The 24,669-nt window shown below is 66.7% G+C and carries 26 protein-coding genes; 17 read left to right on the top strand and 9 right to left on the bottom strand.

Translation table 11 applies throughout. The annotated features are described in order from the left end of the window. Entirely contained in the window at positions 1-1,641 is a 1,641-nt protein-coding gene (locus ACRAWC_RS08615; RefSeq protein ID WP_431347354.1) for a helix-turn-helix domain-containing protein, read from the bottom strand. A 153-nt stretch (positions 1,642-1,794) separates the two neighbouring features. Here ACRAWC_RS08615 and ACRAWC_RS08610 point away from each other — a divergent pair, with 153 nt between their 5' ends. From ACRAWC_RS08610 to ACRAWC_RS08540, 15 genes are all read left to right on the top strand, one after another. Then, the gene (locus ACRAWC_RS08610; RefSeq protein ID WP_431349399.1) at positions 1,795-2,691 is read left to right on the top strand and encodes a citryl-CoA lyase; all 897 of its coding nucleotides are present in this window, start codon (positions 1,795-1,797) and stop codon (positions 2,689-2,691) included. Then, positions 2,685-3,446 carry an SDR family NAD(P)-dependent oxidoreductase gene (locus tag ACRAWC_RS08605; protein ID WP_431347353.1) on the top strand — a complete coding sequence of 254 codons (762 nt, stop codon included), beginning with the start codon at positions 2,685-2,687 and terminating at the stop codon, positions 3,444-3,446. Before ACRAWC_RS08610 ends, ACRAWC_RS08605 begins: the two co-directional genes overlap by 7 nt. 56 nt (positions 3,447-3,502) lie before the next feature. Then, positions 3,503-4,720: an NAD(P)/FAD-dependent oxidoreductase gene (locus tag ACRAWC_RS08600; RefSeq protein WP_431347352.1), complete on the top strand. Its 1,218-nt coding sequence runs from the start codon at positions 3,503-3,505 to the stop codon at positions 4,718-4,720. Next, positions 4,720-5,817: an acyl-CoA dehydrogenase family protein gene (locus tag ACRAWC_RS08595; RefSeq protein ID WP_431347351.1), complete on the top strand. Its 1,098-nt coding sequence runs from the start codon at positions 4,720-4,722 to the stop codon at positions 5,815-5,817. Before ACRAWC_RS08600 ends, ACRAWC_RS08595 begins: the two co-directional genes overlap by 1 nt. A gap of 60 nt (positions 5,818-5,877) precedes the next feature. Next, positions 5,878-6,732 (top strand): polysaccharide deacetylase family protein, encoded by an 855-nt coding sequence (locus tag ACRAWC_RS08590; RefSeq protein WP_431347350.1) that lies wholly within the window; start codon positions 5,878-5,880, stop codon positions 6,730-6,732. A gap of 106 nt (positions 6,733-6,838) precedes the next feature. After that, positions 6,839-7,615, top strand: a complete 777-nt coding sequence (locus tag ACRAWC_RS08585) for an aspartate/glutamate racemase family protein (RefSeq protein ID WP_431347349.1) — start codon at positions 6,839-6,841, stop codon at positions 7,613-7,615. Between the two features lie 15 nt (positions 7,616-7,630). Next, on the top strand, positions 7,631-8,842 hold the full coding sequence (locus ACRAWC_RS08580; RefSeq protein ID WP_431347348.1) for an NAD(P)/FAD-dependent oxidoreductase: 1,212 nt from the start codon (positions 7,631-7,633) through the stop codon (positions 8,840-8,842). Beyond that, on the top strand, positions 8,839-9,249 hold the full coding sequence (locus ACRAWC_RS08575) for an acyl-CoA thioesterase (protein ID WP_431347347.1): 411 nt from the start codon (positions 8,839-8,841) through the stop codon (positions 9,247-9,249). The genes ACRAWC_RS08580 and ACRAWC_RS08575 overlap by 4 nt, the downstream gene beginning before the upstream one ends. Positions 9,250-9,302: 53 nt before the next feature. Beyond that, entirely contained in the window at positions 9,303-10,811 is a 1,509-nt protein-coding gene (locus ACRAWC_RS08570) for a GMC family oxidoreductase (RefSeq protein WP_431347346.1), read from the top strand. Continuing rightward, a complete protein-coding gene (locus tag ACRAWC_RS08565; RefSeq protein WP_431347345.1) occupies positions 10,808-12,262 on the top strand; it encodes an aldehyde dehydrogenase family protein in 1,455 nt (484 codons plus the stop codon). Before ACRAWC_RS08570 ends, ACRAWC_RS08565 begins: the two co-directional genes overlap by 4 nt. Positions 12,263-12,337: 75 nt before the next feature. Further along, the gene (locus tag ACRAWC_RS08560; RefSeq protein ID WP_431347344.1) at positions 12,338-13,198 is read left to right on the top strand and encodes an EamA family transporter; all 861 of its coding nucleotides are present in this window, start codon (positions 12,338-12,340) and stop codon (positions 13,196-13,198) included. Then, positions 13,192-14,187: an amino acid ABC transporter ATP-binding protein gene (locus ACRAWC_RS08555; RefSeq protein WP_431347343.1), complete on the top strand. Its 996-nt coding sequence runs from the start codon at positions 13,192-13,194 to the stop codon at positions 14,185-14,187. Before ACRAWC_RS08560 ends, ACRAWC_RS08555 begins: the two co-directional genes overlap by 7 nt. Continuing rightward, positions 14,184-14,840, top strand: coding sequence for an amino acid ABC transporter permease (locus tag ACRAWC_RS08550; protein ID WP_431347342.1), 657 nt, complete (start codon positions 14,184-14,186; stop codon positions 14,838-14,840). Before ACRAWC_RS08555 ends, ACRAWC_RS08550 begins: the two co-directional genes overlap by 4 nt. Continuing rightward, positions 14,833-15,531, top strand: coding sequence for an amino acid ABC transporter permease (locus ACRAWC_RS08545; protein WP_431347341.1), 699 nt, complete (start codon positions 14,833-14,835; stop codon positions 15,529-15,531). Before ACRAWC_RS08550 ends, ACRAWC_RS08545 begins: the two co-directional genes overlap by 8 nt. Beyond that, positions 15,528-16,379, top strand: coding sequence for a substrate-binding periplasmic protein (locus tag ACRAWC_RS08540; protein ID WP_431347340.1), 852 nt, complete (start codon positions 15,528-15,530; stop codon positions 16,377-16,379). Before ACRAWC_RS08545 ends, ACRAWC_RS08540 begins: the two co-directional genes overlap by 4 nt. 196 nt (positions 16,380-16,575) lie before the next feature. Here the strand turns inward: ACRAWC_RS08540 and ACRAWC_RS08535 are convergent, their stop codons facing one another. The 7 genes from ACRAWC_RS08535 to ACRAWC_RS08505 form a co-directional block, all read right to left on the bottom strand. After that, the gene (locus tag ACRAWC_RS08535; RefSeq protein WP_431347339.1) at positions 16,576-17,331 is read right to left on the bottom strand and encodes a phosphatase PAP2 family protein; all 756 of its coding nucleotides are present in this window, start codon (positions 17,329-17,331) and stop codon (positions 16,576-16,578) included. Positions 17,332-17,532: 201 nt separating this feature from the next. Continuing rightward, a complete protein-coding gene (ppk2, locus tag ACRAWC_RS08530) occupies positions 17,533-18,363 on the bottom strand; it encodes a polyphosphate kinase 2 (RefSeq protein WP_431347338.1) in 831 nt (276 codons plus the stop codon). Positions 18,364-18,557: 194 nt separating this feature from the next. Beyond that, positions 18,558-19,151: a hypothetical protein gene (locus ACRAWC_RS08525; protein WP_431347337.1), complete on the bottom strand. Its 594-nt coding sequence runs from the start codon at positions 19,149-19,151 to the stop codon at positions 18,558-18,560. A 26-nt stretch (positions 19,152-19,177) separates the two neighbouring features. Beyond that, on the bottom strand, positions 19,178-19,474 hold the full coding sequence (locus ACRAWC_RS08520) for a putative quinol monooxygenase (protein WP_431347336.1): 297 nt from the start codon (positions 19,472-19,474) through the stop codon (positions 19,178-19,180). Then, the gene (locus tag ACRAWC_RS08515; RefSeq protein WP_431349398.1) at positions 19,467-20,261 is read right to left on the bottom strand and encodes an ATP-binding cassette domain-containing protein; all 795 of its coding nucleotides are present in this window, start codon (positions 20,259-20,261) and stop codon (positions 19,467-19,469) included. Before ACRAWC_RS08515 ends, ACRAWC_RS08520 begins: the two co-directional genes overlap by 8 nt. A 2-nt stretch (positions 20,262-20,263) precedes the next feature. Then, complete coding sequence (locus tag ACRAWC_RS08510; RefSeq protein ID WP_431347335.1) at positions 20,264-21,343, bottom strand: ABC transporter permease; 1,080 nt, start codon at positions 21,341-21,343, stop codon at positions 20,264-20,266. Between the two features lie 117 nt (positions 21,344-21,460). Further along, positions 21,461-22,558, bottom strand: a complete 1,098-nt coding sequence (locus tag ACRAWC_RS08505; protein WP_431347334.1) for a substrate-binding domain-containing protein — start codon at positions 22,556-22,558, stop codon at positions 21,461-21,463. Positions 22,559-22,731: 173 nt separating this feature from the next. Between ACRAWC_RS08505 and ACRAWC_RS08500 the strand changes: the two genes are divergently transcribed. Both ACRAWC_RS08500 and ACRAWC_RS08495 read left to right on the top strand, forming a co-directional pair. Next, a complete protein-coding gene (locus tag ACRAWC_RS08500; protein ID WP_431349397.1) occupies positions 22,732-23,724 on the top strand; it encodes a LacI family DNA-binding transcriptional regulator in 993 nt (330 codons plus the stop codon). 114 nt (positions 23,725-23,838) lie between these two features. Then, on the top strand, positions 23,839-24,132 hold the full coding sequence (locus ACRAWC_RS08495; protein WP_431347333.1) for a putative quinol monooxygenase: 294 nt from the start codon (positions 23,839-23,841) through the stop codon (positions 24,130-24,132). A gap of 62 nt (positions 24,133-24,194) precedes the next feature. Here ACRAWC_RS08495 and ACRAWC_RS08490 read toward each other — a convergent pair whose 3' ends face one another. Beyond that, complete coding sequence (locus ACRAWC_RS08490; RefSeq protein ID WP_431347332.1) at positions 24,195-24,587, bottom strand: SRPBCC family protein; 393 nt, start codon at positions 24,585-24,587, stop codon at positions 24,195-24,197. Between the last annotated feature and the right edge of the window lie 82 nt (positions 24,588-24,669).

The raw sequence follows: 24,669 nt of genomic DNA, 5'->3' as shown, positions 1-24,669 counted from the left end.
TCAGTCGACGCGCGCGGCGCCGAAGCTGTCGCTCGGCTCGGGGAACAGCGGTCCGCTCGCGGGCGCGTCGCTCGCCACCGCATCGGTCACGCGGTCGCCGGTGTCGCGTGAGGGTCGCAGCGGTCCGAGGGTCTCTGCGGTCAATTCCGCGCCCGCCGCTTCGGCGGTCATCGCCAGATGCAATGCCGTGATCATCGAGGGGGAGCGGATGGACGCGCCGAGGATCTCCTCGACCTTGGACAGCCGATAGCGCATCGAATTGTGATGGATGTTCAAGTGCCTGGCCGCGGACATCACATCGAACTCTTCAGCGAAATACGTGGTGATCGCTTCCAGCAGCAGCGGCTTGTCTCGAAACGGCCCGAGGATGCGGTCGCGCCACTCGGCCATGCTCGCCTGCCCGATGTCGGCCAGCAGCCGGACGGAGAAGTCCAGTTCGTCGTAGCTCGCGGTCCGCGTCTTGCGGCCCCTGAGTGCGAACTGCACGGCAAGGATCGCGTCGTGGTGCGAGGTGGCGACCTCGCCGATCTTCTCGATGGCCCGTCCGGTGCCGACGAAGGACCCGGGCTGATTCGAAAGGATGGACTTGATCGTCTTGGCCTGCGTGTCGGCGCTCGCCTGGAGCAGGACGGTGAAGCCGTTCGCCTGCTCCAGGGTGAACCCGGTCGCCCCATGAGCGGCGATCGTCTCCTCCAGGAGGTCGGCAGCCGGGATGCGGTGCTGACGGTGCGCGTTCGGGAACACGATCGAAAGCACGCGCACCTCGTTCGCGAAATTCAGGCCCAGCGCCGAGGCTCGTTCCTCGAGCCCCTCGGTGCTCTCATACGGCTCCAGCTCCAGAGCGCGCCGCAGGATGGAACTCCGGATCGCGCGGTCCTGATTCATCGCGAGAGTGTCGATCCGTTTCGCCGCCTCCAACAGCGACGCCGTGACGGCGGCGGCGGCGCGACCGTAGGCATTGAGGAAGCCGACGCGCCGGCTGGCGAGGATGAGCCAGCGTCGGGGTCGGCCCGGCAGCGAGTGCAGGCGAACCGCGAGGCCCTCCCAGCCGCCGACGTCGAGCTCGATCGTGGGCGCTTCGTATCCGCCGATCTCCTGGCGGAACAGGACGAAAGGGAGCGCGCCGGTCGCGTTCTCCACGAGCCCGGACTCGTCGGTGACGCCGGCGATGCCATCAGTCAGCGTCGCGAGTTTGCGCACGAGCGAGACGGCGGGCTCGGCAGAGTCCATCGCCGCGACCAGGGACTGCTGCATCGACATCATCCGCTGGAAGCGCGCAGTATCGGGACTGGCGTGAGCGCGGCTCACGGTGTCGATGATGTCGGCGAAACGGGTCGTCCTCGGGACGAGGAAGACCGGGATCCCCGCAGCCGAAAGCGCTTCGGACGCGCTCGTCTGAAGCGACTCGCTCAATGTCTCCGGGATGACCACCGCGGCGACTTCGGCTTCGGCGAAAAGGGCCGCGATGCGTGCGGGTTCCGTGGGCCCATCCGCCCACCCGCCGATCAACAGGATCAGCTCGTCGGCGCTCAGCCGATCCTCATCGAGACGATCAGAGAAGATCTGGGCCGATGTCACGGGGCGTTCCTCGAAACCACTGGCGCCGGCGATGAGACGCAGGCCGAGGGCTTCGTGACTCATCAAGTCTGCCAGCGTGCACGGGCTCAGGGGCGGACGACTCACGTCTCCTCCGCGAGGCCCGGTGAGGCCGTGGTGCCCCGGCTGCATGAGGCGATTCTAACCGCGCGCCCTCCGCCTGACTCCGGTGCTTCTCACAACCAGGCGCCGGAACTCATGGAAATTCTCCAATGGTTGGTCCGCGGAGGCGGCCCTAGTCTGGGCACAATGACGAGGCCGGAAGGTCGCCGAGTATCGCGGAGGGACGTTGTGGGAGAGCGCTATTGGACATCGTCCGTGAGCCGCGTGGATGAGTCCACCGTACGGATCCGTGGATACGACCTGGAGGAACTCATCGGAGGCGTGTCGTTCAGCGCCGCAACCTACCTCCTCATCCGCGGCTCGCTTCCCACGCCGGAGCAGACCCGGATGCTGGATGCGATCCTGACCGCGGTGCTCGACTACGCGCTGGAGAAGCCGGGCACCGTAGCGGCGCGCTACGTCATGTCGGCGAACCCCAATGTGGCGGCCGGCCTCGCGGCAGCCGTCCTCGCAGTGGGGAAGAACACGCTGGCGCCGGAGGACACGGCGAGGTTCGCGATCGAGAGCTTCGATCGGCTGCAGGTCTCGGACCGGTCGGCCGCGGAGGTGGCCGAGGAGATCGTGTCCGAATACCGGTCGTCGCGCCGCAGGATTCCGGGCCTCGGGCATCCGGTGTTCAAGTACGTCGACCCTCGCGCGCAGAAGATCAAGGAGATCGCCGAGACGCTCGGCTTCTGGGGACCGCGGGCAGCGTTCTACGAAACCCTCCACGCGGAGTTCGGGCGGCAGACGGGGCGGGACTGGATCCCGGTCAACGATGTGGGGATGATGGCCCTTGTTCTTGTGGAGATGGGCTTCACTCCCGATGAGACGACGGGAGTCGCCATCCTTTCGACGCTGCCGGGGGTCATCGCTCACCTGACCGAGGAGCAGGAGAGCGGTCGCCCGATCCGGGTCATCCCGGCGGATTCCGTCGAGTACGACCCGGCTGTCCGGGACTTTCAGGCCGATAAGGAGGCAGCGGGATGGTGAAGCGGGTAGCGATCACGGGCGCAGGTTCGGGCATCGGACTGGCGGTGGCACGTGCGTTCGCGCAGAACGGCGACACGGTCTACGTCGGCGATATCTCGCGCGAACGGCTGGACTCGACGAAAGCAGCGCTGCCCGAGGTCACGACCGTCGAACTGGACGTGACCGATTTCGACGCGATGCGAACATTCGGTGCCGAGGCCGCCGGTGACGACGGTCTCGACGTGTTCGTCAACAACGCGGGTGTCTTCGACGCGTACGCCAGCATCGAGGAGACCACGCTGGAGCTGTGGCAGCGGATCATCGCGATCAACCTGACCGGCTACTTCCACGGCTGCAAGGTCGCCTCCGAGTTGATGATCCCGAACCGACGCGGACGGATCATCAACGTCGGTTCGGTCGCCGGGCAGCGAGGTGCGGCGGACGGACTGTCCTATGCGGCGAGCAAAGCGGGGATCGAGGGCATGACGAGGAGGCTCTCCATCGACCTCGGACCGCTCGGAATCACGGCCAATGTCGTCGCCCCCGGCGTGACCCAGACAGATATCCGGAAGAATTCCGGCGAGCAGCTCGGCGGCGTCCTCGACATGGATCGCGGGATCGGAGCCTCGCCTGAACTCTGGGACTTCCTCATCCCCGCCAAGCGGGGAGGGAGCCCCGATGAGGTCGCGGCGGTCATCGCTTTCCTCGCATCCGACAGCGCCTCCTATGTCACCGGACAGGTCATCCATGTCGACGGCGGATGGACGGCCACCTGAGATGGCCGGATGGCAGGATGTGAGAATCACAGTGGGGCGGCCAGCGGAGGTCCGGAATGGTTCTTGACCAGGCAGATATCGTCGTCGTCGGGGGCGGCATCGTCGGATTGACGACGGCGCACGCGCTGAAGCAGCGCGGATTCGACGTCCTCGTCGTCGAGCAGCGGTTCACCGCGTTCGGCGCATCAGGGCGCAACTCGGGCGGCATCTGGGTGCAGACCGTGCGCGGCGGCACCGAACTTCAGCTCGCACGCCAGGGTGCCGAGCTCTACGAGCGGTTCCTCGACGATCTGGGTGACACGTTCGAGCTCCGGCGGGATGGTGGCCTCATCTACTTCGAGACCGAGGACCAGCAGAAGGTCTTCGCCGACTATGTGGCCGACCGTCGTGAGCACGGGGTCCAAGCTGAGCTGATCAGCGCTGCCGAGGCGAGAAAGTTGTCGAGCGGTGTTCCGGCGTCCGCGATCGGCGCGGTGTTCAGCGGCGACGACGCTCAGGTGAATACCGCGAAATTCACGCGCGCTCTCGGCGACGCCTGCAAACGTCGCGGCGTCCGCATCTACGAGAACACGCCTGTTCTCGGCATGACCCGACACGGAGACGCCGTGACCGGTGTCCGCACGGTGCGCGGTGACATCGCCGCAGGCGGGGTCGTCTGGTGCACGGGCGCCTGGGCCTCCACGCTGTCTTCGGAGGGCATCGATCTTCCCATCACCCCCATCCGGGTCGGGATGCTCATGACGCAGGCCGTGTCGCGGCAGGTTCACGTCGTCACACGCGGCCCGGGCGGCGTCGAGAACTTCGGAGCGCTGAGCTCCTTGCCCAGCTTCGAGCCGACACTGTTCGCTACGCCGGGCCTGGAGGAGGGCTCGCACCTCACCTACGAGGACATCGTTACGCAGAACGCCGAGGGCAATATCATCATCGGCCACACCCACGACGCGGCTCAGTCCCTCAACCCGCACATCACTGTGGAGGCGACCTCGTTGATGATCCAGTCGCTCCAGCGCCGCGATCCGTCCTTCAGAACGCTGGGCGTCACAGGTCTTTGGGCAGGACTCGTCGGAGTCACAGCCGACCGGCTGCCGATCATCGACAAGGTCGACGGGCTGTACGTCAATTCCGGCCACGTCGCCGGCACCGCTTCCGGCCCCCTCGCGGGTGAGCTGATGGCGCAGCTGGTCGCGGGGGAGGACCCGACCATCCCGCTGGAACCGTTCGCTCGCGACCGCGAAGCGCTCGCGGAGCCGGTGTTCGGAGACGGGGCTCCCTGATGCACGCGAATCTCAGTGACCAGGATCGGGCCTCTCTCGCTGATCAGGACTTCCTCGACGCCATCACCGCCTTCGTGGACAGTGAACTCCACGATGTGCACGGTCGGGACGCGCGCAGCGAGTACCCCGCGGATCTGGTGAGCCGGCTCCGCCAGCTCCACCTGTTCGACGCGTGCACACGTGATCTCGAGACATACGCGCTCGCCCTCGAGGAGATCGGCCGCGGGTGGCTCAGCCTCGTCCCTGTCGTCAACGCGCACTCGACGAGCGTGTGGACGGTGAAGAACTATGGGACGGCAGCCCAGCGTGCGCGATGGAGCGGACCGCTCGAGACAGGCGCCGCCATCGCCGCTCTGGCGCTGACCGAGGCCCACGCCGGTTCCGACCTGCAGCAGATCCGCTCCACGGCCGAACGGGTGGAGCACGGGTGGTTGATCCGGGCCCGGAAAGCGCTGATCACCCACGCCGCGAACAGCGACCTGCTTCTCATCCTGGTGAGAACGGATCCGACGCCAGGAAGCGGTGCCGGCGGTCTCAGTCTCTTCCTGCTCCAGGCAGGCGAGTGGACGGTCGACCGCAGGCTCGACAAGCTCGGCTCGCGTGGCATCGAAACCGTCGAGCTGTCGGTGAACGGCATCATGGTGCCGGACGACCGCCTCATCGGCGGAGTCCCCGGCCACGGGTTCCGACAGGTCATGGACGGGCTCGAGGTCGGACGGATCGCTGTCGCGGCCGCGGCGGTCGGCGTTGCTCGAAGCGCGTTCTGGAACGCCGTGTCCTATGCGAGCGAGCGGGAAGCGTTCGGGACGGCCCTCATCGAGAAGCCGACGGTCCGCACGCGCCTCGGGGCTGTCGCCATCGAGATCGCCGCCGCCAAGGCACTGACGCTGGCCGCCGCCCGCGCCAAGCAGGCCGGCGGCAGGCGCGACATCGAGGCCGCATCGGCCAAGGTCGCGGCAGGCGACGCCGCTCTCCACGCCGCGCTGGCCGGTATGGAGCTCGGCGGCGGCTGGGCGTACGTCGAAGACCTCGAATTCTCGCGCTTCCTGAGGGATTCGGCCCTGTTCATCGCGGGGAGGGCTCCAACGCGGTCCTGACGGACCTGGTCGGCACGCGCCTGGCGAAGGCCGGCCCGAGCCGGGATTGGATCTGAGGCCGTGCCGCTGCGACTGCCCGAGGGCAAGCGTCTCGCCGTGTCCATCTCCTCCGACTTCGACGCCCAGAGCGTCTGGATGGGGACGTTCGGCGTCGCGACGCCGAGCTTTCTCTCACGCGGCGAATTCGGCGCGCTCGTCGGCGTCGACCGCGTGCTGAACGCCTTCCGGCGGTACGGCATCACGACCACGTGGTGCACGCCTACCCACACTCTTCAGACCTTCCCGGAACAGTGCGATCGCATCCTCCAGGCGGGACACGAGATCGCCGCCCATGGCGTCTACCACGAACCGATCCACAAGCTGGACGTGGACGAAGAGCGCCGCCTGCTCGACCTCCAGATCAGCCAGCATGAACGGCTCCTCGGCCGGCGTCCGTTCGGGTATCGGTCGCCGGCGTGGGACTTCTCGGATGCGACACTCGGACTATTGGAAGAATTCGAGTTCGTCTGGGATTCCTCGCTGATGGGCCGGGACTTCGAGGTTTATCGGCCGCGCCCGGTCGTGGTGCAGGATCGCGAGAACGGGAACCGATTCGGGCCCGAGTCGCCGATCATCGAGATCCCCGTGTCGTGGTACCTGGACGATTTCCCGCCGCTGGAGAACCTCCCTCGCAGTGTCGGCATGGCGTCGACCGGCGACGTCCTGCAGCGGTGGAAGGACTCGTTCGACTTCGCGTACGAGCGCGTCCCGGGCGGAGTGTTCGCGCTGACCGTGCATCCCCAGACCATCGGGCGAGCCCACCACCTCATGATGTTCGAGCAATTCCTGGAGTACGTCGCGGGCCATGACGGTGTCTACTTCGGCACGCTGTCGGACATCGCCGCGGCCTGGGTGGATGAACAGCCCCCGTTGTAACCCTCACGGCTCCCCGGCGGTTTGCTCGTAACTACTCCTATGGATCGGGCGAGGCGCGGTTCCTAGAGTCGTCTCAAGCCTCCCGACCAACCGACGAAGGACCTCGATGAAGATCTGCTTTCTGAACCCATTCGGAACCGATGCGTACGACGAGATCATCGGAACGGTCCTGCAGGGGGCGCTCCTCCCCGACACCGAGCTGGAGATCCGTCATCTGACCACGGGCCCGCGCAACCTCGACTACTACGCGCCCAAGCAGCTGGTGCAGGTCGAGATCCTTCGTGCGGTGAAGCAGGCCGAAGAGGACGGATTCGATGCGGTGGTCATCGGATGCTGTTACGACCCGGCGCTCACCGAAGCGCGAGAACTGGTCTCCATTCCGGTGATCGGCCCTCTCGAGTCGTCAGTCGGGCTCGCCCGGCCGTTCGGTCACCGCTTCGCCGTGGTGACCGATCACCACAAGGCGGTCCCGATGTTGAAGGACACCATCCGCGTCTATGGCGCCGAGGCCAACTGCGTCTCCGTCGAATCGGTCGGCTGGTTCGTCGACGACATGGTCCTCGATCCCGCAGCCGTCGCCCACGACACGTACGCGAAGGTGCTGGACGTCATGCAGCGGACCGGAGCGGAGACCGTCATCATCGGGTGCACCATCGTCTCCGCGTGCTACGAGCTCGCTGCGATGAACGGTGAGGCAGGACTCAACGAGCTCTCCGTCATCAACCCCAACGTCTTGGCGGTCAAATCTGCGGAGCTCTTCGCCCAATTGGACGCCCGGGGCATGTACAGGATCTCGCGCGCCGGCTACTACCAGAACCTCGAGGACCATGACCCCGTCGAGGCGGCAGAGGTCGCCCCGTATTTCTCCGGCACCCACGTCTGAACGAAAGGAAGAATCATGAGCACGTCTGTCATCGTCATCGGCGGGGGCCTTGTCGGCACATCCACTGCGTACTTCACCGCGCGGGAGGGCCTGGATGTGACCTTGTTCGAGCAGGAGACCATCGGCTACGGCGCCTCCGGCCGCAATCCCGGCTTCGTGTGGCTGCACTGCCGCAACACGGGATGGGCGCTCGACGTCTCGTTCGCCGGCCGCAAGCTCTACGACGATCTCAAAGAAGATCTGCCGATCCCGTTCGAGTTCCGCGCCGACGGCGGACTCATCTACTTCACCGACGAACGCCAGGCTCCCGTCTTTGAGGAGTTCGTCGCCGCCCGGCGTGCGGACGGACTCGACATGGAGCTCATCGACAACAAGGCCGTTCGTGAGCTGGTCAAGCCCATCCGGGAAGACGTGCTTGGTGCGAGTTTCTGTGCGAACGATGCGCAGATCAACACCCCCACCGTCGTCGCCGCTCTCGCTGCGGGGGCACGACAGGCCGGCGCCGTCATCCGTGAACACGAGCCCGTGCTCGAGCTGATCTACGACGGCGAGCGGGTCGTCGGCGTGAAGACGGCCCAGGGGATGTTCTTCGCCGACTATGTCGTGGTCGCATCCGGCGCGTGGACCGAGAAGCTGATGGCCGCGAGCGGAGTCGACGCCCGCGTCGGGCGGGAACGGCTGCAGGTCATCGCCACCAAGCCGCTTCCCCAGCAGATCCGGCCCGTGGTCTACGGACCCCTGACAGCCAAGCAGTACGAGCTGTTCCGGGTACTTCCCTCGTGGGACGAGCAGGCCTTCCTCTCACCGATCGAGATCGAGACCGGGTCGTGGATGCTCACCCTCGCTGCGCAGCGCGCCAACGGAGAGATCCTCCTCGGCTGCCCGATGGACTACCCCTCCGACGTGGATCTCTCGCCGACGCTCTCGGGCATACGTGCGACCGCCGAGAACATCGGCGACGACTTCCCCGGCCTGAAGGATGCGCCGATCGACCGCATCTGGGCGGGAGTCCTGCCGTTCACCTCGGACATGGTGCCGATCATCGACGAGGCGTCGCCCGGGCTGATCGTGGCCGCGGGGCACGTCTTCGGCAACTCGTCCGGCCCGATGACCGGCAAACTCGTCAGCCAGCTCATCCGCGGAATCGAGCCGGAGATCGACCTCACCGAGGTGCGGTGGGGCAGGCACCTCGACCCGATCGTGCCCGGCGTGGCCGTGCACTGGTGACCGGTCGCATGGTCGTGCTGGGGGATGTGGACGCCGCCGGAGTGCTCTACTTCGGCAACGTCTTCCGCTGGCACGAAGAGGTGTTCACCCGGTGGCTGAGCGATGTCGGCATGCCCCTCGAGACCTTGTTCGCGAGCGGGCGCGGCCTCCCTGTGCGGTCGTCGTGGGCCGAGTACCCGGCAAGCGCCGGGCTGGGGGAGGCCCTTTCGGTCACCGTCGCGGTCAGCGATCTGCGAGACACCGAGTTCGTCTTCACCACCGATTGGCGCTCGGAGAACACCGAGCGCACCGTCTCATCCGTCTCGACCAGGCACGTGGCGTGCGTGAAGGACGCCGACTCCGGGTATTTCGTGCGGACCGACGTCTGGCCCGAGCTGCGCGAGCACCTCCAGCGCCTGACGACCTGACACCCCCACCAGCAGCCGGATTCCCTCCAGCAGCAGAAAGGCGAGAAGCAGCCATGAGTTCGACTGAACGCGCCGAATACGACTATCTGATTATCGGAGGCGGCAGTGCCGGTGCGGTCCTCGCCCGGCGCCTCGCAGACGATCCCGCCGTCGACGTCCTCCTGATCGAGGGCGGGCCGGCCTACGAAGACGACCCGAAAGTGGTCTACCTCGGTGAATCACTGGGCCTGACCGGCGATCCGAAGTACGACTACGACTACCCCCTGGTCGAACAGGAGCGCGGCAATTCGCTGCTGCGCATCAGCCGCGCGAAGATGCTCGGCGGGTGCAGCTCCCACAACGACGCCTGGGCGCTCCGTGCTCCGGACGCGGACATGGATCGATGGGAAGCGCTCGGCGCCGCGGGCTGGAACGCCGCGAGCACCGCCCCCTACTTCGAACGAGTCCTCTCGGACATGCGCGTCCACCCCGTGGCGAAGACGGCGGCCCTGTCCAACGCGGTCGTCGAGGCGGCGGGCGAGCTGAACATCCCGGAGATCGACAACACCGCCGGCGAATACGGAGAGGGGATCTCGTGGGTCTCCATGAACGAGCACGAGGGCAAACGCTTCTCGACCGCTCAGGCGTACCTGTTCCCGTCGGCTGAGCTTCCCGCCAACCTGCATCTTCAGTTGGAGACGTTGGCGACGAAGATCCTCTTCGATGGCGACAGGGCGATCGGTGTGGAGACCGACCACGGCTCCTTCTTCTCCCGTCGAGAAGTAATCGTCAGTGCGGGCGCCATCGACACCCCCAAGCTGCTGATGCTGTCGGGTATCGGCCCCGCGGAACACCTGGAGACGCACGGCATCGCGGTCAAGGTCGACCTCCCCGGCGTCGGCTCCAACCTCCAGGACCACATCGAGACCCCGGTCACCTGGGAGATCTCGAAGGACCCGGGAGAGAGCATCAACGGGCTCGATCTCGGCGTGTACGCCTCGCTCGGTGGCGACGAGGATTTCGACACACAGTTCACGGTCGGCCACCTCAACTACTGGCTGGACGCGCCGCCCTTCACCGACCTCGTGCATGCCGACCGCGCGCTCACCCTGGCACCCAATGTCGCCCGGCCGGCAAGTCGTGGCACAGTGCGTCTCGCATCCGCGGACTACCGGGACAAGCCGCTCGTCGACCCGCGCTATTTCACCGACGACCAGGACGCCGACGAGGCGAAGCTCGTCGCGGGCATCAAGGTCGCCCGCAAGTTCGCCGGCACGGCCGCGTTGAAGGACTGGATCGTCCGGGAGATCGTTCCAGGTCCCGAGTATCAGAGCGACGAGGAGCTCGGTGCTCACGCCCGGAAGTATTCGAACACCGTCTACCACCCGTTGTGCACCGCGAAGATGGGCGATCCCGCCGATCCGGACGTGGTCGTGGACGCGCGACTCCGGGTCAAGGGCGTGAACGGACTCCGGGTCGTCGACGGTTCCGTGATGCCGGAGATCGTTCGCGTGAATCCGAACATGACCATCGTCATGATCGGAATGCGGGCCGCAGATCTGGTGAGCGAGGACAACTCATGAGCGTCACGCAGTCGACCATTCCAGCCCTCGGGCACGTGATCAGTGGGAGGCGGACCGGGATCGCCGGCGAGGGTGAGTCGATCGAGGTCTTCGACCCGAGCACCGGAGTACCCGTCGCAACGCTTCCGATCGCCACCGCCGCGAACGTGGACGATGCAGTGTCGGCGGCACGCGCGGCTTTGCTCTCCTGGGCGCGCACGACCCCTGCCGTGCGCGCCGCGGCGCTGTCGGCCATCGCCGACGCGATCGACGCGCATTCCGATCGCTTCGCGTATCTCGAGTCGTTGGATGTCGGAAAGCCGATCACGAACGCGAAGGCGGAGATCGCCGGCATCTCGGACACCTTCCGCTATTACGCGGCGGCTGCCCGCACGAGCCACGGGACGGGGACGGGCACGTTCGCCGAGGGCCTCCATTCACGCGTCGAGCGGGAACCGATCGGCGTCGTGGGTCTGATCACGCCCTGGAACTACCCGTTGCTCGAAGCTGTCTGGAAGCTGGGGCCAGCGCTCGCCGCCGGCAACACGGTCGTGCTCAAACCGTCCGAACTGACGCCCCTGACCACGGTCAGCTTGTTCGAGCTCATGGCGGAGATCCTGCCCGAGGGGGTCGCGAACCTCGTCCTCGGCGACGCGACGACCGGACGGGCGATCGTCGACCATCCAGCAATCAGGATGGTGTCTCTCACCGGCGACGTCGGCACCGGGGTCGCTGTGGCGACCGGAGCGGCGGTCACGTTGAAACGCGTCCATCTGGAACTCGGCGGGAAGTCGCCTGTCGTCGTACTCGACGACGTCGATGTCGACGCGACAGCGCAGTATCTCGCCGCCGCCGGATTCGTCAACTCGGGCCAGGACTGCACGGCGGCGTGCCGTCTCATCGTCCACGACGCTGTCTTCGACGAATTCCTCGAGCGCTACATCGCACACGCACGGGCTATCGTCGTCGGGTCGGCCCTCGACGAGGCCACCACGATGGGCCCGCTCGTCTCCAGCAGGCAACGGGATCGGGTTGCCGGTTTCGTGGAGCGGGCGACGGCCGATGGCGCCCGGGTCGTCTTCGGCGGACACGAACTCGATCGCCCTGGCTACTTCTTCGAACCGACGCTGCTCACCGACGTGAGCCAGTCGTCGGAGATCGTCCAGCGCGAGGTATTCGGCCCCGTGGTCACGGCACAGCGCGCGGCCTCCGCCGACCAGGCGCTCGAGTGGGCGAACGACGTCCCCTACGGTCTCTCGGCGAGCGTGTGGACGAACGACATCAACGCGGCCCAGCGCTTCAGCCGCGAACTCGATTTCGGCACGGTCTGGATCAACACCCACCTGTGGACGGTTCCCGAGATGCCGTTCGGAGGCTTCGACGGGTCCGGATACGGCAAAGAGCTCTCCGGAATGTCGATCGACGACTATTCCCGCTACAAGCACGTGATGCTCCAGGAAAAGGCGGTCTGACGACGATCGAACCACCCGGATGACTCCACGCTCCGGCTCCGGCGCCCCTGCAGGAGCCGTGATGATCGTCGTGGCGTGCGCGATTCTCCAGGGAGGCGCCGCCCTGGCCGTCCCCCTCGTCGCGACATTCGGTTCCGAGGCCACCGCAGCTCTGCGCCTCGCGCTCGCTGGACTGCTGCTCGTCGTGCTCTACCGGCCGAGGGTTTGGAGGTGGGGCTTCCGCGCTGGGTGTTCGGTGGTTCTCTTCGGTGTCGCGGTCGCGGGGATGAATGGGTTCTTCTATGCGGCGATCTCGCGCATTCCGCTCGGCCTGACCGTGACGATCGAGTTCGTCGGTCCGCTCGCTGTCGCCGCTGTAGCGACGAAGCGGCTCAAAGACCTGCTCTGGGTGCTCCTCGCGGCGGCCGCTGTCGTCGTTCTGGGGCTCGACGGCAAGGGCCTGAACAATGCGCCGCTCGACCCCTCGGAGTGTGCTTCGCAGTGGCAGCGGGATCGTGCTGGGCCGCCTACATCATCGTGGGCCGGCGCGTCAGCATTCGCATCCCCGGCCATGGAGCTCTCGCCGCTGGGACGTGCGTCGGCGCCGTGGTGCTGGCGCCCTTCAGCATCGGCCAGTCCGTCGCGCTCCTGGCGGAGCCGTCGGCGGTCGTGACGATTCTGGGTGTGGCCGTCCTCGGGACAGTGATTCCCTACAGCCTGCAGTTCTCGGCGATGCGCAGGCTGAGTTCGCGATCGTACGGGGTGCTCGCCAGCCTCGAGCCGGTCATCGCGGCGATCGTCGGCTGGATCTTCCTCGCTCAGTCGCTCACGTGGATGCAAGCGGTCGCCATCGCGGTCGTCGTAGCGGCTTCGCTCGCGGCAACCGTCGGTGAGCCACGGCGCGCGCCTGGGGCACGGGAAACGTCCCCCAGGCGCGCGAATGAGCGTTCTTGGTAATCGGCCGAAAGCAGAACGAAATTATCGGACATCGTCCGAGATACGCGGGCCTTCCAGGCATTTTACGATCGCAAAACGAGATCGATGCTGATCGACGACAGGTCGGCACCGGTCCGTCCGCGGTGCACATCGGCACCGCATTGAGGGAGACGCTCATGACACCACGCGACGACACCACGGCCCTTGGCGAGGACGAGTCGACAGCGACCGCGGCCATCCGGAGCATTCCGCGCGGCAAGACCCTGATCGAGGCGGACGACATCGAGGTCCGGTTCTCGGGAGTGACGGTCCTCAAGGGGGTCACGCTCGCGGTGGATCGCGGCGAAGTCGTCGCGATCATCGGCCCGAGCGGATCAGGCAAGAGCACCCTCCTGCGCTGTTTCAACCTCTTGCAGGTCCCTGACGCAGGGCAGATCACGATCGGCGACACGCAAGTCTTCTCCGGAGCGGGATCCGAGGTTCGCAGCCGGAACCTCATGCTGCTGCGCCGCAAGGTCGGCATGTGCTTCCAGTCCTTCAACTTGTTTCCGCACCTCACGGCGATCGAGAACGTGATGCTCGCCCAGACGCGGGCGCTCGGCCGGTCGAAGGCCGAAGCCAGAGAACGCGGCATCAGCCTTCTCGAGCGCGTCGGCCTGGGGTCACGCGCGGACGCGAAGCCGGCTCAGCTCTCCGGAGGTCAACAGCAGCGCGTCGCCATCGCGCGCGCTCTCGCCCTCGACCCGGAGGTGATGCTGTTCGACGAGCCGACGTCGGCCCTGGACCCGGAACTCGGCGTCGAAGTGCTCGCTGTCATGCGGGAGCTCGCAGCAGAAGGCATGACGATGCTCGTCGTCACGCACGAGATGCATTTCGCCGAAGATGTCGCCGATCGGGTCGTGTTCATGGCCGACGGACGAATCGTCGAAGAAGGTACCCCGGCGAAGATCATCCGCGACCCCGACCACGCACGGACCCGCCAGTTCCTCAGTGCGGTGATCGATCGATGACGTTCCTCGGCTACGTCTCCGCACTGCTCTCGGGCATCGGAACGACACTGACGCTCACCGCCGCCAGCTTCCTGCTCGGTGCTGTGATCGCTCTTCCGGTGTCCATCGCCCGGGTATCGCGTCTTCCGTCGCTGCGATTACTCGCGGGCTCGTATATCGAAGTCGTTCGTGGCATCCCGCCGATCGCATGGCTGTTTGTCCTCTTCTTCGGGCTGAACCAGTTCGGTCTTCGGCCTTCCAGCTTCGCGGCGGCAGTCGTCGGGCTGGGCCTGATTTCCGGGGGCTATCTGGCCGAGATTTACCGGGCAGGTCTCAATGCCGTACCGGCCGGCCAGCGAGAAGCCGCCGCGGCTCTGTCCATCGGCTCCACCGCGACCTTCCGCACGGTGATCGCCCCACAGGCCACGATCACGTCGCTGCCGCTTGCGATCGCCTACTTCATCGGCCTGCTGAAGGACAGCGCGGTCGCCTCGGTCATCGGCGTTCAGGACATCACGACGATCGCCCTGGGTCTGAGTCGGCGATCGCTGGACGCGCTCACCATCTTCGCCGCCGCCGGTCTGGTCTACCTCATCATCAGCATCCCTGTCGGCATGTTCGGCCGCTGGGCCGGGGACGCGATCACGAAGAAGTGGGGTGCCGGCCGTGCATGATGACAACTGGTGGTCGTGGCTGCTGGACCTGATGCCGGGGCTGCTCGTGAGCGTAGAGCTCACCGGAGCGCTCCTGCTCATCGGCCTTCCGTTGGGTACCATTTTCGCCCTCGGCCTGGGCAGCCCCAGCCGCGCGATCCGTTACACCGTTACTTCGATCGTGGAGATCTCTCGAGGAATCCCAGCGCTGGTCCTGCTCTACCTCGTGTATTTCGGACTGCCTCAGGTACACCTCGGCATCGACGCGTTCACGTCCGCCTCGACCGCTCTCGGGCTGAGTTTCGCCGCCTACTCCTGTGCGGCCATCAGGTCGGGGCTCGATGCCGTACCACCGGGGCAACGGGAGGCTGCTCGAGCGCTGGGTCTGCCCGCTGCCGACGAATTCTTCCGCGTGGTCCTTCCGCAGGCGGCAAGAATCGTGGCGCCACCGCTGCTCGGCTGGGCGATCATCTACTTCCAAGCCACCTCCCTGGCCTTCGCGATCGCCGTGCCGGAGTTGCTCAGCCGCGCATACACCCTCGCAGTGCAGAACTTCCAATACTTCTCACTGCTGGGTCTTGCCGCGCTGGTCTATGCGGCGATCTCCATTCCCGCCTCGCTCTTCTCCGACTACCTCGCCAACCGTCGTACCGTCCGCGCCCGCATCAGCCGAACCAAGCACCACCTCGTCACAACCCAGGAGAGATCATGAAACACAGCACATCCCGAGCAGTGGCCGCCCTCATCGGTGCCGGCGCCAGCGTCCTCATCCTTGCGGGCTGCGCCAGCGGCAGCTCCGGATCCACGGTAGATCCGAGCTGCACCCCGAAAAGCACGTTCAGCACCCTCAACTCGGGCTCGCTCACGATCGCAGGTCCGGACTACCCGCCGCTGTTCACCTACACGGACAACAAGATGGCCGGCGTCGATGGTGACATCCTCGCGAGTTTCGCCGCCGCCAATTGTCTGAAGACCACGGTGAACGTGCTTCCGGCGGCGAGCGTCATTCAAGCCGTTTCCGGTGGTCAGGCGGATGTCGCAGCCGGCGGTTGGTACCGGACCGCCGCGCGGGCGAAGGTCGTGGGTCAGACCCAGCCGGACTACTCCGACCCCGCTGTCCTCGTCGGCATTCACCCCACGAAGGACATCGGGGACTACAAGGGCAAGACCATCGGCACGACTCAGGGGTACCTGTGGTCCGACGACATGGTCAAGTGGGGAGGCGACAACGTCAAGCTGTACCAGTCGCCCGACGCCGTCTTCCAGGACCTGATGAATGGGCGGATCGACGTCGCGCTGATGGCCGTCAACGAGGCCGCCTACCGTCTGAAGCAGAATCCGGGCACCAAGCTCTCCTACACGACTATCGTGCCGTTCGCCCCGGTGCCTGCAACCAGCACTCCGTCCGTGACGAACTTCCCGTTCGCGAAGTCGAACACGAAGCTCGGGGCCGCCCTTGACGCCTACATCACGGATATTCGCAACACAGGAAAGCTCGCCAAGATCCTCGAGAAGTACGGGATCGACAAGAGCGCAGCGAACCCGTCCGCTCAGAAGTGAGTGCGCGCGGGCAGCGCTAGGTACGAACCAACAGACCGGGAGCCGGCCGCCGTCGGGGCGGTCGGCTCCTTCCATGTGAGCGGGCGCGACTCACGTAGCCCTCGTGATGCGTGCGGGACTCTCATTTCGACGGGCTTTGGTCCTGACAGAGGTTTGCCGACCATTTCTCGCTCCTCCGGGGCGGCTGACGGGTCGGTCAATTCTCCGGATTCGTCGGATGCCGGTCCACCTTGATCCAGATGGGTGGGTGGGGGCGGCGGCGCTCGCGGTAGAGCCGCAGGGCGAAGGGCGCCCAGAGGATGATCCCGACTCCCACCCCGACGAGCATTCCCCCGACGGTGTCCAGGATCCAGTGCGCGCCGAGATAGGTGCGGCTGAGCATCATCAGGAGGGTGTACACCAGCCCCGTCACCCAGACCCAGGTGCGCCGGAAGATGATCGCAAGCGTCGTCGCGATGAGGGCTGCCGTGGCGCTGTGGCCGGATGGGAACGAGCCGAAGTCCGGCTGGACGAGGATCGCGGTCGGCCGCGGGCGTCCGACGAGGTACTTGATGATGGTCACGGTCGCGCCGCTCGTCACGGCGGCGATCACGTAGTACAGGGCGGCCCAGGGGCGGCGCCAGATCAGTAGGCCGGCGATGATCACGAGCGGGACGTACACGATCGAACCGATGCCTCCGCCCACCTGATCGAGGACGAGCGCCGGGACCGTCCAGATCGGCGCGCGTGCCGTGACCAGCGCGTTCATCCACGCGACCTCGAAGTCGAACGGCTTGTCGGCCTGCCGGTAGAAGATCACCGTCGCGAGCAGGACGACGAACAGGAGCGCCGCCGCCCCGGAGACGACCCACCACAGCCGGGCGATCTTGACCTCGCCGGGAGCGTCGCTGGCGACAACCTCCTCGATGGCGTTCGCCGGCCCGGTTCCCGACCGGTGCTCGTCGGCGCTCACGGCGACTCCGGCCAGGAAGCTTGCACTCGGACAGTCCGCCTGGTCTCCGCGGCGATCACGCCGCCGATCCCCGCGAGCGAGAGCAACCGCCATGAGCGCGGCCGAGATGACGTGCAGGTTCCGCCGGGAGAAGGCTCAACCGCCCGGTCCTCGACGAGAAGCTTCTCCTGCCGTCGTCGACGCGTCCCTGCGGGTCTGTCGCTAAGCGCTGAGGTCATCGGAGGCCGAATCCGGCACGTACTTGTACAGTTCCCGCAGCGGCCGCTCGTAGTCGTCGGCCTCCGGTCGCTTGGGGAGTTTCAGCTTCTTCGGCTCGATCGTCTCGTAGGGGATCTGCGAGAGGAGGTGACTGATGACGTTCAGGCGGGCCGACTTCTTGTGGTCGCTCTCCACCGTCCACCAGGGAGCCTCGGGAATGTCGGTGGCCTTGAACATGTCGTCCTTGGCCTGCGAGTACTCCTCCCAGTGCGTGATCGAGTGGAGGTCCGTCTCGGAGAGCTTCCAGCGGCGCATCGGATCCTTGAGTCGCTTCTCGAACCGCTTCTGCTGCTCGTCGTCGGAGACCGAGAACCAGTACTTGAAGAGCATCAGACCGTCCTCGACGAGCAACCGCTCGAGCGCGGGAGCCTGCCGGAGGAAGATGTCGTATTGGTCAGGCGTGCAGTAGCCGAGCACGTGCTCGACACCGGCGCGGTTGTACCAGGATCGGTCCATCAGCACGATCTCGCCCGCTGCGGGGAGGCGCTCGATGTAGCGCTGGAAGTACCACTGACTCTTCTCGCGCTCGGTGGGGACGCCCAACGCGACGACCCGGGCGGACCGCGGATTGAGGCGTTGGATGATCCGCTTGATCGCGCCGCCCTTGCCCGCGGCATCGCGTCCTTCGAAGATGACGAGTACCCGGGCGCCCGTCGCGACGACCCACTGCTGCATGGCCACCAGCTCGATCTGAAGCCGCTTCAGCTCTGCTTCGTACGCAGCATTGCTCGGTCGGTCCCCGTTCGATTTCGACTTCTTCTTCGGAGTGCTCATCTGCCGCCTTCGATTCGTCTGGTCGAGCGAGCATACGGCGAAGGCGAAGACAATGCCCGGGGTTGAACGCGCCGTGCATCGTGCTACGCGTCCGGGCGAGGACCTGTGGGCATGATCGTGGTGTCGCGGGTTCGAGTCTGAAGCCTCAGCCGATCCAGCTCATGATGTTCCAACCGCTGCCGACCCGGTGGCGGTCAGTCCTCCCGCTCGGCCAGCCGTCGAAGTTCCTGGCGCAGTTCGTCCAGCCGCTCGCTCATCCCGACCGGATCCGGCGCCGCTGACGTGCGGTCGATGCGCAGTTCGATTTCGCGTGAGATCTCGGCCCACGCCTCTGCGCGGGCCTGCTCGACCGTGTGCGCGAGGTACTCGCCGTCTCGCGACCGCCGTCTCAGCTCGTCAGCGGTGGCGCGCGAGAGCGCTTGTCTGCGCTGCAGGTTGATCGAGTCGGCAGACCGGTAGTCGTGCGAATGTTCCGGCTCTCCTTCGAGGACGGCGGCGAACCGGCGCTCGGCTGCGACACGGGCTTCTGTCGCATCCGCGTCGTCGGCGAGCGTGAGAAGGGCGCCCCGGGCCACGTGGACGAAGGGGGCCTGCGCGAAGACCGCGTTCTCCGTGGTGAGCATCTCGGTGATGATCGCGTTCCGCACGGTCATGCGCACCGAGAAATCGGCGAGCAGCATTCCCTCTTCGAGGGCGCGTTCAACGGTGGCGGGCTGGACGATCTGGAGGCCGGCCTCATCGAACGGACGCATCGGGACGCGTCGCGGCTGTCGCCGGAAGAAGGGCATCGCCTCACTCCTTCCGGCGCCCACGCTCAGACGCGGTCGAGCCAGGTCAGCCGGGAGCCGCCCTCGACGATGTGACCCGAGAGCTCTGCATTGAAAGCGATGCCGTGCTCAGACCGCATGTGGGCGTCGAAGGCGTCGGCGTCGGCATACTCTTCGTAGACGAAGAAGGCTCGGGGATCCTCCACGAGGCGGTGGGCGATGAAGCTCACGTTCCCGGGCTCCTGCCTGACCTGCTCGGCGAGGCCGGCCACGAGGCGTTCGACCTCGTCCTCGTGGCCGGGCCGAGCGGTGAACTCGGCGTAGAGCGTCTTGGCCTCACCCAACTTTTGCGCCGGTCATGATGGCCACCGCATCGGTCATCGAGTGGGACTGCGGAGTGATCGTCGCTGCACGCTTGCCGAGGCGCTGGATGTGGATGCGGTCGGCGACCTCGAAGACGTGCGGCATGTTGTGGCTGATCAGGATGACGGGGATTCCGCGGTCACGCAGGTTCTTCACGAGTGCGAGAACCTGGGCCGACTCCCGCACGCCCAGCGCGGCCGTCGGCTCGTCGAGGACGACGACCTTCGACCCGAACGCCGCGGCGCGGGCGACGGCGACGGCCTGGCGCTGGCCACCGGAGAGGTTCTCGACCGGGACGGTGACATCTTGGAGGGTCGTGATGCCCAGCGTGGTGAGCTCGTCCTTCGCCTGCTTGCGCATCTTCTTGGTGTCCATGATGCGGAACACCGATCCGAGCACGCCTGCGCGACGGACTTCGCGGCCGAGGAACAGGTTCGACGCCACGTCGAGCGCGGGGGAGACGGCCAGGTTCTGGTAGACCGTCTCGATCCCGGCGGCGCGGGCGTCCTGCGGGCGGCGGAAATGGATGGGCTGGCCGTCGAGGAACAGTTCCCCTTCGTCCGGGATCTCGGCGCCCGTCAGGCACTTGATGAGGGTGGACTTGCCCGCTCCGTTGTCGCCGATGATGGCGAGCACCTCGCCCGGGTAGAGCTGCAGGCTGACGCCGTCGAGTCCGACGACCCTCCCGAAGGTTTTGACCAGGCGTCGGGCTTCGAGCACCGGTGCGCGGGTCTCGGTCGGCGTTGCCGACGGGTTGTCGGTTGCGATGGTCACTTCCGTACCTTCCGAATCCACTGGTCGACCGAGACGGCGACGATGACGAGGATGCCCACGGCGAGCACCTGGTAGAGAACGTCGAGCCCGGCGACCGCCAGGCCCTCTTCGAACACGCCGACGATGAGGGCTCCGAGGAGGGTGCCCCACACGGTGCCGCGCCCGCCGAACAGGCTCGTGCCTCCGATCACCACAGCGGTGATCGACTCGAGGTTGGTGGCGGTTCCGTCGTTGGGGCCGATGCCGTCGACGCGGCCGATCAGCACCCAGGCGCCGACGGCGAGGATGGCGCCCGCCGCGAGATACACGCTAAGCAGCACGCGCTGCACCCGGATGCCGGCCAGGCGGGCGGCTTCCGCGTCGTCGCCGACGGCGTAGACGTGACGGCCCCACGCTGTGCGTCCGAGGATCGTGGCGACGATCGCGTAGAGCACGACCATCACGACGACGCCCCAGGTGATCTGCACCCCGGCGAGGTTGAAGGTGTTGCCCAGTGCTGTGATGGGTCCCGGCAGGTTCTGCCCCTGGACGGACGCGCTGTTCGAGTAGAGCAGCAGCACGGCCGTGAAGATGCTCAGCGTCCCCAGCGTCACGATGAACGGCGGCAGTTTCAGCCGTGTCACCAGGAGGCCGTTGAGGAGTCCCGTGGCGAGGCCGGTGAGGAGGCCGAGCAGGAGGGCGAGCGGCCACGGCACGTGGTTGCTGGAGGCGGTCTGGGCGATGACGAGCCCCGCGAGGGTGGTCGCCGCCCCGACCGAGAGGTCGATGCCGGAGGTGAGGATGATCAGCGTCTGGGCGATGCCGATGGTGCCGACCACCGCCACCTGCTGGGTGATGAGCGAGAGGTTGCCGGGGTTGAGGAACCGCGGGTTGATGATGCCGAAGACGATGATCGAGAGCACGAGCACCACTGCCGGGCTCAGTGCCGGGTAGCGGTGCAGCAGCCCGCGGATCCGGGTCAGCGGTGTGGTGCGGTGAAGGAACTCCTGGGCGAGATCCAGCTCCGACGTCGGAGGGCTGGTCTGCGCCGCTGGGTTGGACTGAGCGTTTGGTTTGCTCGTGGTGGGATTACTCACGATGTGGTGCTCCTGAACTTCTGTGTTCGGTGCGATGGTTTGCGGACCATGCTGTCGGATCCTCTGTTGAAGGAGGAAGCTGACCCGGACCGGTTCCCCGGTCCGGGTCGGTGGGCCTTACTTGCCCCAGCAGATGGAGCTGGCGGCGTCGGGGGTGATGCTCGTGAGGCCGGGCACTGCGGTGCTGGTCACCAGCTGCGACCCGGTGTTGTAGAAGTCCAGGCCGGAGCTGGTCTTCGGCTTCTGGCCCGTCTTCGCGAGCTTCACGATCGCCTCCATGCCGAGCGACGCCATCTTCGCAGGGTACTGCTGGCTGGTCGCGCCGATGATGCCGGACTTCACCTGGCTGACGCCGGTGCAGCCGCCGTCGATGGAGACCAGGATCGTTCCCTTGGCCTTGCCGGCCGCCTGGAGCGCCTGGTACGCGCCGTACGCCGCGGGCTCGTTGATCGTGTAGACGACGTTGACGTTCGGGTCCTTCGCGAGGATCGTCTCCATCGCGGTGCGGCCGTCGGCGGCGTCGCCGTTGGTGGGCTGGTGGCCGGCGATCGTGTAGCTGCCGCCCGTGCCGCCCGTGTAGTTGCCGCTCTTGGCCTCGCTGCCGTTCTTGGACGAGTCGGGGACCTTGATGCCCATGCCCTTCAGGAAACCCTGGTCGCGGTTGAGGTCGACCGAGACCACCTGGGTGTTGAACAGGTCGAGCATCGCGATGTCGGCGGCCTTGCCGTTCAGCTGGGAGGCGGTCCACTTGCCGATCGCCTCGCCCGCGGCGAAGTTGTCGGTGGCGAACGTGATGTCGACCGAGGAGGGCGGGGTCGGGACGGTGTCGAGTGCGATGACGTACAGGCCGGCCTTGCGCGCTTTGTCGATCGCGTTCTGCACGCCGGGGCCGTTCGGGGTGATCAGGATGCCCTTGTCGCCACGGCCGATGGCCGATTCGATCGCCTGCACCTGGGTGGCGACATCGCCATCCTGCTTGCCGGCCGCGAGGGTCAGGTTGACTCCGGCTTTGGCGGCGTCGGCCTTGGCCGCGTCTTCCATGGATACGAAGTACGGGTTGGTGGTGGTCTTCACGATCAGCGAGACGCCGACCTTGTCGGAACCGGAACCGGAACCGGAACTGGAACATGCGGCCAGTCCGAGCGCGCTCAGCGAAGCGATGGCCGCAACTGCGAGGACGCGCTTACGGGTGGAGCGGGATGCTGTGAAATTCAACGGTGAACTCCTCTGGGTGTCTGTACCCGCTGTCCACTGACAACGGTGTCATAACGTTAGGTTTAGAGCATGCGGGGCGCTATAGTCAAGCCATATCGCTCAATTGGAGAGAAAACGTGACATCGCTGTCAAACTCAACCCCGACCTCGGTCGGCACCTCCAGGCGACCGACGATGCGCGATGTGGCCACGTTGGCCGGCGTCGGCATCAAGACGGTCAGCCGGGTCATCAACGGCGAGCCGCACGTGTCGGCCGCGACCATCGAACGCGTGCAGCGGGCCGCGGCGGACCTGAACTTCCAGCCCGATCTGCACGCCGGAAATCTCCGCCGCACGGGCCGCCGCACGGCCACGATCGGCCTCCTCGTCGGCAGCGTCTCCAACCCGTTCTCGGGCGCGCTTCACCGGGCTGTCGAAGATATCGCCGTCCACCGCGGCGTGGCTGTCTTCGCCTCCAGCCTCGACGACGACCCCGACCTCGAGGAGCGAGCGGTCGATGCTTTCCTCAAGCGCCGCGTCGACGGGCTGATCCTCACGACCATCAAACGCAGCCAGGCCTATCTCCTCGCCGAGCAGAAGCACGGCACGCCGCTGGTGTTCATCGACCGTGAGCCGACCGGGCTGGAAGCCGACTCGGTCGTCTCCAGCAACGCCGCGGGTGCCGCGGAGGCGACCCGGCACCTGATCCAGCACGGCCACCGCCATATCGCCTATCTGGGTGACCGCCCCGAAATCCAGACCGCACGGGAACGCAAGCGCGGCTTCATGGAGGAGCTGGGTAGGGCGGGCATACCGACTGGAGAGGTCACGATCGTCGAAGGCTTGACTGACGAGGCCCGTTCGCAGGCTGCGGTCGAGGCGCTCTTCGCCGGCCCGACCCCTCCGACCGCTCTCTTCAGCGCTCAGAACCTCATCACCGTGGGCGCCTATCGGGCCCTCCGTCGGCTCGGGCTGCAGCACACGGTCGCCCTCGTCGGCTTCGACGACATCGAACTCGCCGACCTTCTGGAGCCGGGGCTCACCGTCGTGGCCCAGGACGCAGCGCGCATCGGGCACGTCGCGGCCGAGCGAATCTTCGCCCGCCTGGACGACGCCTCTCTGGAACCGCAGACGTTCGTCGTCCCCACCGTCCTCATCCCACGCGGATCGGGCGAAATCTCGCCGTGAAGTCCGCGGTCGACGCCGCAGCCATCGTGGTCGTCAGCTCCTTCCCCTTCGATGACACCGCTCAGACCGCTGTGCTTTCGAAGCCTCCTGAGTCCAGGTGCTAGCGTCGCCCGCATGACTGTCACCTCTCTCCTCGACATGCGTTTCGCGGCCGACCACCTCGAGGACGGGCCGCGCGCGTTGCTCGACATCCTCGCGGACACGCGTGCGTTCGAGGGCTGCCTCGGCGTGCGGGTCGTCACGGACGTCACCGACCCGTCGCACGTGGTCGCGGTCGAGCACTGGGAATCGCTCGAGCATGACGAGGCCTACCGCGCTTGGCGGGCCGGTCCCGGCGCTTCGGGCCTCGGCGCCTACCTGGCCGGGCCGCCCGCACTGACACGGTTCGCCGACGTCGTGTCGCTCTGACGCTGGAATTCCGCCGGCGCTCCGCCGACGGGAGTCTTTCGGCGTGATCCCCGCGCCCTCCGCTACACCGCCCGCTGCAGGTTCTGCGCGATCGTCTCGAGCGCGTCCTCGAGGGACCGCTGGATGCCGGGGAGGTCCTCTGTCGTGTCGATGGTCAGCTCGGCTGTGCCGTCGGAGACCCGCAGGGAGCCGCTGTAGTCGTGGGGGCCGGGAGCGGACCAGCGGATCTCCTTCGCAGCGAAGTCGGCGTCGAAACGAGCCTCGGCCGTGACCGTCTCCTCCTTGCCGTCGCGGTCGGTGTGGACGTGGGCGGTCGTCTCCACGGTGCCGTCCGGCTGCTCGTGGGCGCTCACCATGTGGGGGAAGTACTGCGGCAGGTTCTCAGGGTCGGCGATGTACGAGAAGTAGGCGTCGGTGTCGCCCTCGATCGCCCTGGTCGCGGTGTAGGTCGTCATGTCCGGGAAGCTAGTACGGCGGTCGGGTGCTCGGATAGCGGTTGACCGCGGTGCGGGCGGGTGGTGCGTGGGCGTGGGGCGC

This window comes from Leifsonia sp. L25 (assembly GCF_050632895.1).
The sequence above is the reverse complement of the archived record's forward strand: the minus strand, read 5'-3'. Positions and strand labels throughout refer to the sequence as shown.